The organism is Almyronema sp. (assembly GCF_052168255.1).
Lineage (GTDB): Bacteria > Cyanobacteriota > Cyanobacteriia > Phormidesmidales > Phormidesmidaceae > Sphaerothrix > Sphaerothrix epifaneia.
Genome location: NZ_JBQLZL010000034.1, coordinates 1 through 13,194, shown reverse-complemented (window position 1 = coordinate 13,194; position 13,194 = coordinate 1). Strand labels below are relative to the sequence as shown.

The following is a 13,194-nucleotide window of genomic DNA, read 5'->3' as shown; positions in this document are numbered from 1 at the left end:
CCTTTAACGATAGGACTCAGAGCCACGGAGGGTTTGATCAGCAAACGACTCTCCGTGGCTCCCTGTCTTTATTTTCCGTGTCAGCCTGATCTTTAAATTTAAGATTGACAGCCGCCTAAGCTGTGGTCACCAACCCCCGATGCCTCAATAAGGCTTCCGTGCTAGGTTCTCGACCCCGGAACGCTTTAAATACCTCCATCGGGTGACGGCTACCTCCTAAAGCCAACACCGTATCGCGGAAGCGGCGTCCGGTTTGCAGCATGGCAGCCTCATCTTCTAGTCCCGCTTCTTCAAAGGCGGCAAAGGCATCTGCGCTTAGCACTTCAGCCCAGAAGTAGCTGTAATAGCCCGCAGCGTAGCCTCCGGCAAAGATATGACCGAAAGCGCACAAAAAGGCATCTTCAGGGATAGGTTTGAGCACAGTTGTTTTTTCAGCAAGGCGATCGCGTACTTGCCAAATAGTTTCTTCGCCACCGGGTTGATAGCGATGATGCAGCTCAATATCGAGCCAGCCAAAATTCACCTGCCGCAAAATCGCGCTTCCTGTCATGAAGTTACGAGCTTCTAACAACCGCTGATACTTGTCTTCTGGCAGGGGTTCGCCTGTTTCGTAGTGTCGCGCTAGTCTAAATAGCGTGTCACGGTGATAGCACCAGTTTTCCATAAACTGACTGGGTAACTCCACGGCGTCCCATTCCACGTTGTTGATCCCAGCAGCACCAGGATAGTTTACCTGCGTCAGCATGTGCTGTAGGCCATGCCCAAATTCATGGAATAACGTTTCTACATCTCGGAAAGTCATGAGGCTGGGTTTACCGTCTACAGGCGGTGACTGGTTGCAGACCAGATAAGCCACTGGTAACCGTAGCTGGTCACCAAATCGCCCGCGATTAAGGCACTCATCCATCCAGGCACCGCCGCGCTTTTCGGCAGGGCGACTGTAGGGATCTAGATAGAAATGAGCGATCGCCCTGCCTGCCTCGTCTGCTACTTGAAAATAGCGCACATCTGGGTGCCAAACGGGGGCTTCTCCATCAGCCGCCGTAATCGTTACCCCAAAGAGCTGATGGGCAAGATTAAACAATCCTTCTAAGACCCGTGGTAAAGGGAAATAAGGCCGCAACTCTTCATCTGTTAGCTCATACTGGGTTTCGCGCAAACGTTCTGCCCAAAAGGCCGTATCCCAATTCATCAAGTCTTTTGCTTCGGGGGCGGCTTGGGTTTGGGCAAACTGCTGTAGATCTGCTAAATCTTGCTTGGCCGCTTCATAGCTAGCACGGCGCAACTCTTCCATCAGTTGTTCTACGGCGGTTACTGAAGGAGCCATTTTGCGAGCAACGCTTAGCTCAGCGTAAGTTTCGTACCCTAGCAGCATTGCCTGCTGTTGCCGTAGCTTGAGGATGCGCTCAATCAGGGGCGTATTGTCGAGATCGCCTGAAGATGCGCGGGTAACAAAGGCTCGGTATAGCTTTTCGCGTAAGTCGCGCCGTTGGCTGTGCTGCATAAACGGAATGTAGCTGGGATAGTCCAACGTTATCCGCCAAGGGCCAGACTCAGCCGTCGCCTTTTCTGTGCCAGCTTCACGCGCTGCCTGCGCTGCTAGTGCCAGCAAGCTAGGCGGTAACCCAGCGATGTCTGCTGGTTGGGTTAGCGTCAGACTAAAGGCTTTAGTGGCATCTAGAACGTTGTTAGAAAACTTGGTTGAAAGTTCTGCCAGTTCTTGCTGAATCTGGTTAAATTGCGCTTTAGCGTCTCCTTCAAGCCCTACACCTGCTAGCTCAGCGTCGCGAATAGCTGATTCTACAATTCGCTGTTGGGCAGGCTCCAAAGTTTTCCAGGTATCACTCTGGCGAATCTGCTTGAAGGCTTCGTAAAGGGGTTTGCTTTGTCCTAGCTGGGTAGCAAATTGAATCACCCCTGGCTGAACTGCTTCATAAGCTTGGCGAAGTTCGGGGCTATTTTTGACTCCCATCAAATGGCTGATGATCCCCCAGCTCCAGCTTAAGCGCTCACTCAAATGGGTTAGGGGTTCTACCAGCCCTTCCCAGGTTGGGGTGACGTTGGCTTCTAGGGCACTTAGCGATCGCGCTAGCTCATCCAGCAATTGGGTCATCCCCGGAACCACATGCTGCGGCTGAATCGCCTCGAAGGGCGGTAAGCCTGTGCCGATCAGCAGCGGATTTTGAATTGAATTTTCAGGTAGCGTGACGGTTGGACTCATAGGATTCAAATAAGATACAGCTTCAACAGTAAAGATTGGCCGAGAGCTTTGAATATTCAGGGGTGGTCTAGCATTGCTGGCTTGCTCGGATTCTAGTCATAGTCGTTACGAGTTTATTTAGATATGATAGCGTGCCCCAGACTTGAAAGCATCCTTTCTGACGATGGCGTCTAAGGGGTATGGCTAAAAGCTGCGGGCAGGGGATAAAAGAAAAGCTTTTCTGTCAACGGCTTTTAGCGATTGAAGTGTCTTAACGCTTGCGGCTACAGCTATACTGCAGCTTCCAGTACCGACAGCAAGAATTGCTGGCTCTACTATTGCAAGTTAGTTGTCCATTGCAGAAAATTGGCGGCGATCGCAATGCAGCGTCCCTTTAGGCGAATTATTGTCGGCAGCGTTTTCTTTATCCTGACAGTATTAGGCGCGGTTTACGGCTATATCTTGGCTGGCTGGTCTGTCTTAGACGCCGTTTACATGGTGGTAATTACTATTTTCGGCGTTGGTTATGGAGAAGTTCAGCCCCTTGATTCTGCCCAACTGCGAGTGTTTACAATTTTGGTGATTATAGCTGGAGTGCTATCAGTCGCCTACATTGTCGGTGGATTTTTGCAACTCGTGACCGAAGGAGAAATTCGCAAAGTATTTAAAAACAAACGTATGACTCAGGAAATCCAAAATTTACAACGACACGTTATTGTTTGTGGCTATGGACGCATGGGCCAAATGCTTTCTCGGCGACTGTGGCAAGAGAAGCAAGCTTTTGTCGTCCTCGACCAAGACCCAGAGCGTATTGCGATGGCTCAAGAATTGGGCTACCTGGTTTACCACGGCAATGCGGCTGACGAAAACAACTTGCAGGCTGTCGGAATTGAGCGGGCAAAGGCTCTGTCAACTGTTTTGCCCGATGACGCCTCTAATGTGTTTATTACCCTGACGGCTAGAGAAATGAATCCGGCTCTAATCATTTTGGCGCGGGGTAAGCTGCCTTCTACCGAAAAAAAATTGCGTTTGGCAGGTGCTAACCATGTAGTGTTGCCAGTGGCGATTGGCGCGATTCGGATGGCTCATCTAATTACTCATCCCACTGCGGTAGATTTTCTTTCACAAACTGATAAAGGGGCTAGTTTGAATGAACTTTTAGGAGAGCTAGATATTCAACTCAACGAACTGCCCATTACGGCTAATTCCCCTTTAATTGGTGGCACCATTGGTGATATTGAAGTGCGAGGCAGAGGTACCTTCATCATTGTGGCTTTGCGGCGAGCCACGGGTGAGGTTTTAATTCATCCCAGCCGAGAAACTTATTTGGCGCAAGATGATTCCGTTATTTTAATGGGTCACCAGGGGGACATGCCTAAATTTGCTCAAAATCACACCCACCGCAGTGGAATGCGCTATCGCGGAGCAAGAGTGCGTTAGGGCTGGTTATAGCCAGGGTGGAAAGACCGAATAAGCCCTATGTTGCGTCTTAGCAGCGTCATCTTTAAGGAAAAATCATTGCATTATCGGGTAAATATGCTTGAACGGCTCAAAATCCTCGTTAAGGTATCTGTAGATTAGGGAATCAGAGAGAGGAAAATACTTTTCGTCCGCTTTACGGACTTTAAAGCAAAGCACCCACAACAATGCCTTAAGTTTTTTGCCTGCTGCGATTAGTTTTCTAGGAGCCGAGTCTCGCATGCCAGCTGCCCCTATTCCTGGTAACGAAGCAGAACGTTTAGCAGAACTGCGAAGCTATGCCATTTTAGACACGCCACCTGAGCCTGCGTTTGATGATCTGACTCGCTTGGCTGCTTATATCTGCCAAGTACCTGTCAGCCTTGTGAGTTTGGTTGATGAGTGTCGCCAGTGGTTTAAGTCTCGCTACGGGCTAGAGGCTGCTGAAACCCCTAGAGAGCAGGCTTTCTGCGGGTATACAATTCTAGATGATCAGCCTTTTGTTGTGCCAGATGCGATCGCCCATAATCAGGTCAACGACAACCCGCTGGTGCTTTGCGATCCTCATATCCGCTTTTATGCTGGTATACCGCTGACGTCTTCACGCGGCTATCGCTTAGGTTCTCTTTGTGTCATCGATTTTATGCCCAGAGAACTCACGCCAGCGCAAATGGACAGCCTCAAAGCGATCGCCAATCAGGTCGTCTTACTCTTAGAAGCCAGACTGCACCACAAACGAATTGAAGACTATACACAGGCGTTAGAAGTGGCTCGCCAGCAGGCTTTAGAAGCCAGCCGAGCCAAATCTGAGTTTTTAGCGATGATGAGCCACGAAATTCGCACCCCCATGAACGGCGTCATTGGCATGACCGGGCTTTTGCTAGATACTCAACTCACGCCTAAGCAGCGAGAATTTGCAGAAATTATTCAAAAAAGTGGCGATACCCTCCTGGCGCTGATCAACGACATTCTAGATTTTTCTAAAATCGAAGCGGACAAGCTGGTCTTAGAAAAACAGTGCTTTGATTTACATACCTGTGTAGAAGATGCCCTAGAGCTTGTCGCGCCCAATGCCGTTGCCAAAAGCTTAGAGTTGGCTTCATTGGTTGCACCTGATATACCGATCGCTTTTTTGGGTGACGTCACCCGCTTGCGCCAGATTTTGATGAATTTGCTCAGCAATGCGATCAAATTTACCGACAAAGGCGAGATCGTCGTGCGGGTTCAGGCTGAAGCGTTACCTAAGTCGCCCTCAACGCCAAACAGTAATACCTACGAATTGCACTTTTCGGTCTCGGATACGGGGATTGGTATTCCTGCTGATAAACAATCAGAATTGTTTAAATCCTTTACCCAAGTAGATGCTTCAACCACGCGTCGCTACGGTGGCACCGGGCTGGGCTTAGCCATTAGTAAACGTTTGTGCGAAATGATGGGTGGGCGTATTTGGGTTGAGAGTCGCTTGGGTGAAGGCTCTACTTTCCACTTCACGATTCAAGCCCCTAGTGCCCAGGTGACTGCGATTCAAAGCCGCGCCCGACTGACTAACCTGCAGCTTACTGGCAAACGCATTTTGATCGTAGACGACAATAAAACCAATCGTCAGATCCTCAGACTACAACTGCAAGCCTGGGAAATGTTGCCCGTGACGGTTCGATCAGGCAAGGAGGCGCTTGATCTGCTCAAAACTGCCGAGCCTTTTGATCTGGCAATTCTTGATATGCAAATGCCCGAAATGGATGGTTTGACCCTAGCGGCTGAGATTCGCCAGCTCAGCCAAGGCCAGAGGCTACCGCTGCTGATGCTCACTTCTATTGGGCTGCCGCTGCGTCAGACTGAGGCAGAACCCACCGGGGATAAAACTTTATTTGCTGCTCAACTGCCCAAGCCTGTCCGGCAGTACCAACTCTATGACACGATTGTGCAGGTTTTGACCGGACGCCAGGTTCAACATCAGGCACCTTGTGCGCCCAAGCCGATTGATCAGCAACTAGCCGAACGCCTACCCCTGCAGATATTAGTGGCAGAAGATAACCGGGTCAATCAGCGACTCATCATTCATGTGCTAGCTCGCATGGGGTATCAGGCGGAGATTGTTAATGACGGCCTAGAAGCGATCGCAGCCCTTGAAAAGCAGCCCTACGATGTGATTTTGATGGATGTTCACATGCCTAAAATGGATGGTTTTGAAGCCACTAGAGCGATCCGGCAGCAACTGTCTAACCAGCTACAGCCTCGAATTATTGCAATGACGGCAAGTGCCATGCAGGGCGATCGCGAGAAGTGCCTCAATTCGGGTATGGATGACTATGTCAGCAAACCCATCCGCATTAAAGAGCTAGTAGCTGCTCTGATTAAGTGTGGCTCGCCTCGGCAGATTGCCTCTTTATAGCCGACGAAAAAGTCAGCAAGCTGGCTCAACGGCGGCGATAGGAGGGGCATAGCCCTTTATTCGCTAGCAGGCGCAATGGTTTGTAGCGCCTCAGATTCAAGCAGCGGCATGAGCTGAGATTGCACATCTGCCGGCTGGTTGCCCCAAAGCATTCTGACAAAGCCCCCCTTTCCCTGTTGACTGGCTCGGTTGATGACGCCCGCTAGCTTTTCCAGATTGGCAGTGTCAGACATAAGCGATCGCTCCGTAAATGCTGGGGAATGTGCCTAATTTACAGGAATTAGGGTCTCAATAGGATTGTGATAACCAAAGCTGTTGCTGGCTCAGCCAACGTTGCGATCGCGGTTTGCTTATGCTTAAAAGGCTTTGGTTGACCCGGTTTTTACCGTTGAGATTGCTTGACAAATCAACTTTTTTTGATTTTTCTAAACATAGAGCTGTAGCCACAAGCGTTGAGATACTTCAATGGCTAAAAGCCAATGACAGAAAGGCTTTCCTTCTGCCCGCTGCCCTTAAATTTCTGCTTTTAGCTATAGAGCTGCAACGCCTACTAAATGCGGAAAAAGTCCTGTTTTTGAAGGTTCTGCATGAACACGCCCTCCCATTTTCTAATGACGGCTGCCCTAGAGAAAGCCAATCCCCGGATTCCGATTGTTAAGAGTGCTTTTTTGCTAGGCTCAGTTGCCCCCGATTTATCGCTTTGGCTGCTATCGATTGGGGGCATAATCTACTATCACTTCTTTTTGGGCTGGTCAACGCGGGTTGCCTTCGACTACATGTTTGATCAACTCTTTTTTCACGATCCGCTGTGGATTGTGTCGCATAATTTTTTGCACGCCCCCTTGATTTTGCTGGCAGGCTTGGCCTTAGTCTGGCGATCGCGGCGTCACATCAATTCGCGATCGCGCTGGCTGTTCTGGTTTTTGGTGGCTTGTCTGCTGCACGCGGGTGTCGATATTCTGACCCACGTAGACGATGGCCCGCTGGTATTTTTTCCCTTCGACTGGCAAACTCGCTTTCAAAGTGCAGTTAGCTACTGGGATGATCGGTATCATGCCGAAAAATTTCAGGTTTTTGAGCAGACGACTAATTTGGTCTTTTTGCTTTACTTGCTAACCCCGCGCCTGTATCGCCTCTGGCGCTATCTCAGGCAGCGGCTGTCTAGTTTTTAGCGGCTTCTAGCTACCGATTTCGATCGCTAAGCAAGCTAAGGCCATTTAAAACTCGGCGTTGACTGAGCTTTGCGCAAAGCGTTGACGGTAGAAATGACAACTTCAGCGATGCGCTCAATGTCTGCAATAGTATTGAATCGACCAATGCCAAACCTGAGCGAAGCGTAAGCCAACGCTTCTGATCTGCCTAAAGCCCTCAAGACATGAGACGGTTCAGCTTTAGGGGTACTGCAAGCTGCTCCTGAAGAAAGAGCAACAATTGAGCGTAACCCTAGCAGCAGCGCTTGGCCATCTACGCCCTCAATACTGATGTTGAGATTGCCCGGTAGCCGCTGTTGCGGATGGCCGTTGAGATAAATTTGAGAAAGCGGCTGGAGTTGTTGCCAAAGACGTTCACGAAGCGAAGCGAGGCGTTCTGCTTCAGTTGGCATCTCAGCGATCGCTAACTCAACTGCCTTAGCAAAACCTACAATCTGCGGTGGGTATAGCGTACCTGATCGCATTCCCCTTTCTTGTCCGCCTCCGTGAATCTGAGGAGCTAGCTGCACCCGTGGCTGTCGTCGCCTGACATAAAGCGCCCCAATTCCTTTAGGGCCATAAACCTTATGAGCTGTCATCGACATCAGATCAAGGTTCATTGCCTGCACGTCTAAAGGAATTTTGCCCAACGCCTGAGCCGCATCAGTATGAAAGGGTATCTGGCGTTCATGACAGAGCTGACCTATCGCTGCCAAAGGTTGCAAAACCCCAATTTCGTTGTTGGCAGCCATGACAGAAACTAGAATCGTATCGTCTCGTAAAGCTGCCTTGAGGCTATCTAACTTCACTAAACCGTTAGCCTGAACAGGCAGATACGTGATCTCAAAACCCAGATTTTCTAGATAACGACAAGGATCTAAAACTGCGCTGTGCTCGGTTTGCACTGTCACAATATGGCGTCCCCGATCAAAATAGGCTTCAGCCACCCCTTTAATCGCTAAGTTATTGGCTTCTGTCGCTCCACTGGTAAAAACAATTTCTTCAGGCTCAGCGTTGATGGTTTGGGCTAAACTTTCGCGCGATCGCTTAACAGCCGCTTCCGCTTCCCAACCATATTGATGCAGGTTGCTGCCAGGATTGCCAAAGTATTCTGTAAAGTAGGGCGTCATAGCCTCTAGCACCCGTGGATCAACAGGTGTCGTAGCATGACAGTCCAAGTAGATGGGACGATGCAACATGAGCAGCCAATGTCAAGTTTGAGCTGTTTCTATTATGCTTTGTCTCATTGCCAGTAATTTCTTCTCTAGCACTGCCTTTCCTCACTCAACCTGTGTTCGCCAGCCTGTAGAATTGATCAAATGTTGAGCTATCAACCATTTGATTGCTAGTGAGAAAAAGACAAACCATAGCCTGCTTTCGCATTGACCAAGCATTCAGTAATTGAGCTCTCTTGAGAGGCTCGTCATAGCTACTTTTTGCAAAAGTATTTAACAGTACTTAATTAAAAAAGAGAGCGATCGAGCTGCTTTTATAAACAAATCTGATCTTTGTTCACACTGAACGCTCAGAACATAAGCCAATTTGCTGTTCATCGAGCATTCTTCTCTTTAATTAAAGGGTTTTTTCGTAAAAAACAGGATATACGGTAGTTTTGGGTGATATATCCAAAAGCTTCTGTGGAGAAGATATGTTACAAGAACGAGTGTCTACTGGCATTGTAGGGCTAGATGAAATTCTTCATGGTGGTTTCGTTTCAGGAAGGGCCTATTTGCTACGGGGAGGGCCAGGAACAGGTAAAACGACGGTAGGATTGCATTTCTTGGTAGAAGGCGTAGCTCAGCAAGAGAAAGTGCTTTTTATTACCTTAAGCGAGTCCGAGTCGCAAATTCGCCAAAATGCCAACTACCTCGGCGTAGATTTGGTCGGTATCGAATTTCTTGACCTCAGTCCAACGCCAGAGTTTTTTGCAGAATCCCAATCGTACGATATTTTTTCTCCAGCGGATGTAGAGCGCGAACCTACAACCCAAAAAATTATGGAATGTATTGAGGCTCTACAGCCCTCAAGAATTTTCCTAGATTCCATCACTCAGTTTCGTTACTTATCCACAGACGAATTCCAATTTCACAAACAAGCCCTTTCCTTCATCCGTTACCTCACCCAAAACGGTGCAACCGTTTTATTCACATCCGAAGGCAGTCAAAGTGCCCCCGATGATGATCTTAAATTCATGAGTGATGGAGTGTTGTCGCTCAGTTATGAACAAGGTGAGCGTCTTCTTTCAGTGACCAAATTCCGAGGATCTGACTTCTCTGAAGGTAATCATTCTCTACGGCTAACCTCAAACGGTATGACTGTTTTTCCGCAACTACGGCCAGTAGAGTTTCAGCGCCACTTTAAACCTGAGACAATTTCATCGGGCGTGCCTGAACTAGATGAACTACTACATGGCGGTATTGAACGTGGAGCCATCACGATCGTCACGGGGCCGACTGGGGTGGGCAAAACCACCTTTGGTCTGCAGTTTATGAAAGAAGCTGCGGGACGTGGCGAACGTTCTGTCGTCTATACCTTCGAAGAAACAACGGAAACAATTTTGCATCGTTGTGAGAGTATCAATATTCCAGTACGAGCCATGCTGGAACGGGGCACGCTGGCAATTATGGAAATTGAAGCTTTGCTTTATTCTCCTGATGAATTTGCCCAACTGGTTCGCCAAGAAGTAGAGCAGCATCAAACGCAGATTGTCATGATTGATAGCTTAGCTGGCTATGAACTCTCAATCCGTAGTGGCAATATGGTGAGACATGTGCATGCCCTATGCAAATACTTACAGAATATGGGTGTAGCGACTCTACTGATCAACGAAATAGAGGATATTGCTGGAGGAACTTTTCGCGCAACTAATATGGGCGTCAGCTATTTAGCAGATAACATAATTTTTCTACGTCATTTAGAAATCAAAGGTGAATTACGTAAAGCGATTGGGGTTCTAAAGAAACGGCTTTCAGGGTTTGAACGGACATTACGAGAATTAGAAATTACTCGATACGGAATCAAGGTAGGTTCGCCTTTAAGTAAACTGCGTAATATTTTGAGCGGTGTACCAGACTGGACTGATGACTCTAATTCATAACAGCGGTATCTAGAAAATTGCTTGTAATTTTAAGTCTTGCTCATAACACTTATAACCAGAGTTTGTTAGCAGCATTTTTAGAGCCTTTAGGATGCCGTTTATTAGGAGTTCAGACCTACGAGGCTTTAACAACTGTTTTGCAGCAAACCTCAACCATTGATCTAGCGCTAATTGATATTTCTGGTTTTGATCGGCAAGTTTGGCACTATTGCGATCGCCTAAAAGATCGCCAAATTCCTTTTTTCGTGCTGACGCCCAGGCTTGATTCAAAAGTCAACCATCTCAGCCTGCTACATGGTGCTAATGCTTGCCTCGGTAAACCTCTAAATCGCCAAAGCCTGATTCAGCTAATTCAATATCATCGTTCACACCTCCAATGAAATGAGCCGTTTGCTGCTGCTATTCCAACAAAAAGAAAATCGTCGCTTGCTCTCCCAATGGTTAGCGGAAAACTATCAGCTTGTAGCCCCATCTCTAGACACGGACTCAGAGGCTATATCAGCCCTCTCAGCAAGCGATTTTGACTTGTGTATTTTAGACGGAACTGCTTTTAGCCAGCTTGAACCTTGGTTGAAAAATCAGCGTCAGGCGGCAGAACCAGTGTTTTGGCCCTGTGTACTACTGATCGCCCGCTCAGACGTAAATTTAGCCACTCGACAGCTTTGGCAAAGTGTAGACGATTTGCTGACAACCCCGCTAGAGAAAATAGAGCTACAAGCACGGCTAGAGGTTTTGTTGCGAGCAAGACAGTTTTCACGGCAACTGCAGCAGGCTAACTTAGAATTGCAGCAAGCAGATGAGATGAAATCTCGCTTTGTTTCTATTCTGACTCACGAATTTCGTAACCCTCTCAATGTCGTTTCCGGCTTTGTGCAACTGCTAGAGCGTAGCCAAAACGATCCAGCAAAGCAAGCCTTCATGTTACAGCGGATTCGTCATTCCATTGGCAAGCTGAATGAACTAGTAGAGGGTGCTTTGGTTTACAGCCGTGCTGATGTCGGTAAGCTGAAATTTGAACCTGGCATTTGCCATCTAACTGAATTCTGTCAGCAGCTAGTTGCAGACTTTAAACTGAGCTGTTCTACTCCTCCTCACCTGTATTTAGAGCTTCCTGAAGCAGTGCCGCCAGTCTATTTAGATGAAACTTTGCTGCATCATATTTTATCTAACCTACTGTCCAACGCTGTGAAATATTCTTCACCCGAAAGCCCAGTCCATCTGCGCGTCCACTTCCAGCCCAATCAGGTTGTTTTTGAGATACAAGATCAAGGAATTGGCATCCCCTTGATAGATCAGCCAGATTTGTTTGAATCATTTCATCGAGCTAGCAATGCCAAAGAAATTGCTGGAACAGGATTAGGACTGAGTATTGTCAAACAGTGTGTTGATCGACACGGCGGTCAAATCACGTTCGAGAGTCAGCCAGACGTGGGTACCCTGTTTACCGTATGCCTGCCAGCAGCATACGAACAGATAGACTTCGACTTCCAGCACCATTAAACGCTTCGGCAATCAAACGCCTTAGAAAAGATGCTGCAATAACAAAACACAAGCTTTGTCTCTAGATTGGCTTGCTTTGCTGATGTACAAGTTCAAGCTTCAAAGCTTTTTTGACCAAGCCTTTTTATATAGATATCCGCCAACCTGTCTCTAGTCTGATGAGCTTTAGTAGATTGGCTAACCTACTCTTGGGCTTTTTCTTCATCAATGTCAACCTGCTTAAATCTATTCGAGATCTAGCCGCATACTAATATCCAACCAAGAGGCTTGCGTAATGGGGGCACTGGTAGAAATGTAGTCTACGCCTGTTTCGGCAACCTCTCTAATAGTTTCTAGGGTTATGTTGCCGGAAGCCTCTATTTTGGTGCGATCGCTATGCTGACGAATCAATGCCACAGCCTGCTTCATCTTGTCTAATGGCATGTTGTCCAGCATTATAATGTCTACTTTTTGCGCCAGTGCTACTTTCACTTGCTCTAAGGTTTCCGTTTCTACCTCTATAGAAAGTGGGTAAGGCATATTGGCACGAATCTGCGCCACCGCCTGTTCGATGCCTCCTGCGGCTGCAATGTGGTTATCTTTTATCATGACTGCATCGTCTAGTCCCATGCGATGGTTGAGGCCACCTCCGACCCATGTGGCGTATTTTTCCAAAACCCGTAATCCTGGGGTGGTTTTTCGCGTATCTACTAATTGAGCCGACGCGCCTGATAGCTGCTCTGCATATTTGCGAGTCAGCGTTGCAATGCCACTGAGACGCATTACTAAGTTGAGTGCCACCCGCTCACCTGTGAGCAAGGCAGCCAATGGCCCATGAAAGCGAACAATAATTTCTGAGGGTTGACAAGCATAGCCATCCGACTCGCTAACTGCTGCCGTCACTCTAGGATCTATAAGTTGAAAGATACGAGCCGCGACCTCTAACCCCGCAATCACCCCCGGCTGCTTAGCAATCCAAACAGCCTTACTCATTTGACTTCGTTCCCCTAAAAGACCTTGAGTGGTGCGATCGCCCCGACCAATATCTTCAAGCAACCAGCTTTGCAGCAGCGGGTCTAAAACTAACCAAGAAGGCAGCATATGGATGTGAGGTTGAATTCAGCAGCTTCTAGCATAGAGCGAACTACCTAACCCATGACGCTGTGGTCTTTATTCCTCGTTCAACCGCAAACTTCAAACGAAAAATCTAAAAAAGAATTTTGAGAAAAATCAGACGACCACACTAAGATCTCTCAACGCGAATGGCTAGAACCCAGAAAAATCGAGGCTTTGCCCCAAGCGAAAATATTTTCCAAAAACTTGTTGACAATAGTTGAGGGGAGTGGCTATATTAGTAAAGCGCCTGAGGGAGGGACGC

At 47.9% G+C, this 13,194-nt stretch carries 10 protein-coding genes; 6 read left to right on the top strand and 4 right to left on the bottom strand.

Features of this window, described 5'->3' with window-relative positions; translation table 11 throughout:
- Window positions 1-115: 115 nt before the first annotated feature.
- Window positions 116-2,221, bottom strand: coding sequence for a M3 family metallopeptidase (locus tag ACTS3T_RS06920; RefSeq protein WP_377966747.1), 2,106 nt, complete (start codon window positions 2,219-2,221; stop codon window positions 116-118).
- A gap of 360 nt (window positions 2,222-2,581) precedes the next feature.
- On the opposite strand from ACTS3T_RS06920, the gene ACTS3T_RS06915 reads away from it, so the two are divergent.
- Window positions 2,582-3,640 carry a potassium channel family protein gene (locus ACTS3T_RS06915; protein ID WP_377966745.1) on the top strand — a complete coding sequence of 353 codons (1,059 nt, stop codon included), beginning with the start codon at window positions 2,582-2,584 and terminating at the stop codon, window positions 3,638-3,640.
- Between the two features lie 259 nt (window positions 3,641-3,899).
- Window positions 3,900-6,050, top strand: a complete 2,151-nt coding sequence (locus ACTS3T_RS06910) for a response regulator (protein ID WP_377966743.1) — start codon at window positions 3,900-3,902, stop codon at window positions 6,048-6,050.
- A gap of 56 nt (window positions 6,051-6,106) precedes the next feature.
- Here ACTS3T_RS06910 and ACTS3T_RS06905 read toward each other — a convergent pair whose 3' ends face one another.
- Window positions 6,107-6,283, bottom strand: a complete 177-nt coding sequence (locus tag ACTS3T_RS06905) for a hypothetical protein (RefSeq protein WP_377966741.1) — start codon at window positions 6,281-6,283, stop codon at window positions 6,107-6,109.
- A 354-nt stretch (window positions 6,284-6,637) separates the two neighbouring features.
- Here ACTS3T_RS06905 and ACTS3T_RS06900 point away from each other — a divergent pair, with 354 nt between their 5' ends.
- Window positions 6,638-7,222 (top strand): metal-dependent hydrolase, encoded by a 585-nt coding sequence (locus ACTS3T_RS06900; RefSeq protein WP_462934865.1) that lies wholly within the window; start codon window positions 6,638-6,640, stop codon window positions 7,220-7,222.
- Between the two features lie 35 nt (window positions 7,223-7,257).
- Here ACTS3T_RS06900 and ACTS3T_RS06895 read toward each other — a convergent pair whose 3' ends face one another.
- Window positions 7,258-8,439: a cysteine desulfurase family protein gene (locus ACTS3T_RS06895; RefSeq protein WP_377966738.1), complete on the bottom strand. Its 1,182-nt coding sequence runs from the start codon at window positions 8,437-8,439 to the stop codon at window positions 7,258-7,260.
- A gap of 449 nt (window positions 8,440-8,888) precedes the next feature.
- Here ACTS3T_RS06895 and ACTS3T_RS06890 point away from each other — a divergent pair, with 449 nt between their 5' ends.
- The 3 genes from ACTS3T_RS06890 (at window position 8,889) to ACTS3T_RS06880 (ending at window position 11,837) form a co-directional block, all read left to right on the top strand.
- Window positions 8,889-10,337 (top strand): ATPase domain-containing protein, encoded by a 1,449-nt coding sequence (locus tag ACTS3T_RS06890; RefSeq protein ID WP_377966736.1) that lies wholly within the window; start codon window positions 8,889-8,891, stop codon window positions 10,335-10,337.
- Between the two features lie 137 nt (window positions 10,338-10,474).
- Window positions 10,475-10,717 carry a hypothetical protein gene (locus ACTS3T_RS06885; protein ID WP_377966734.1) on the top strand — a complete coding sequence of 81 codons (243 nt, stop codon included), beginning with the start codon at window positions 10,475-10,477 and terminating at the stop codon, window positions 10,715-10,717.
- Between the two features lies 1 nt (window position 10,718).
- Window positions 10,719-11,837 (top strand): hybrid sensor histidine kinase/response regulator, encoded by a 1,119-nt coding sequence (locus tag ACTS3T_RS06880; RefSeq protein ID WP_377966732.1) that lies wholly within the window; start codon window positions 10,719-10,721, stop codon window positions 11,835-11,837.
- A gap of 225 nt (window positions 11,838-12,062) precedes the next feature.
- Here ACTS3T_RS06880 and nadC read toward each other — a convergent pair whose 3' ends face one another.
- The gene (nadC, locus tag ACTS3T_RS06875; protein ID WP_377966730.1) at window positions 12,063-12,917 is read right to left on the bottom strand and encodes a carboxylating nicotinate-nucleotide diphosphorylase; all 855 of its coding nucleotides are present in this window, start codon (window positions 12,915-12,917) and stop codon (window positions 12,063-12,065) included.
- Window positions 12,918-13,194: the final 277 nt, after the last annotated feature.

Coding starts and splice junctions, on each gene's coding strand:
- nadC (WP_377966730.1), bottom strand. CDS start 12,917: ATGCTGCCTTCTTGGTTAGTTTTAGACCCGCTGCTGCAAAGCTGGTTG.
- ACTS3T_RS06895 (WP_377966738.1), bottom strand. CDS start 8,439: ATGTTGCATCGTCCCATCTACTTGGACTGTCATGCTACGACACCTGTT.
- ACTS3T_RS06900 (WP_462934865.1), top strand. CDS start 6,638: ATGAACACGCCCTCCCATTTTCTAATGACGGCTGCCCTAGAGAAAGCC.
- ACTS3T_RS06910 (WP_377966743.1), top strand. CDS start 3,900: ATGCCAGCTGCCCCTATTCCTGGTAACGAAGCAGAACGTTTAGCAGAA.
- ACTS3T_RS06915 (WP_377966745.1), top strand. CDS start 2,582: ATGCAGCGTCCCTTTAGGCGAATTATTGTCGGCAGCGTTTTCTTTATC.
- ACTS3T_RS06920 (WP_377966747.1), bottom strand. CDS start 2,221: ATGAGTCCAACCGTCACGCTACCTGAAAATTCAATTCAAAATCCGCTG.
- ACTS3T_RS06880 (WP_377966732.1), top strand. CDS start 10,719: ATGAGCCGTTTGCTGCTGCTATTCCAACAAAAAGAAAATCGTCGCTTG.
- ACTS3T_RS06890 (WP_377966736.1), top strand. CDS start 8,889: ATGTTACAAGAACGAGTGTCTACTGGCATTGTAGGGCTAGATGAAATT.
- ACTS3T_RS06905 (WP_377966741.1), bottom strand. CDS start 6,283: ATGTCTGACACTGCCAATCTGGAAAAGCTAGCGGGCGTCATCAACCGA.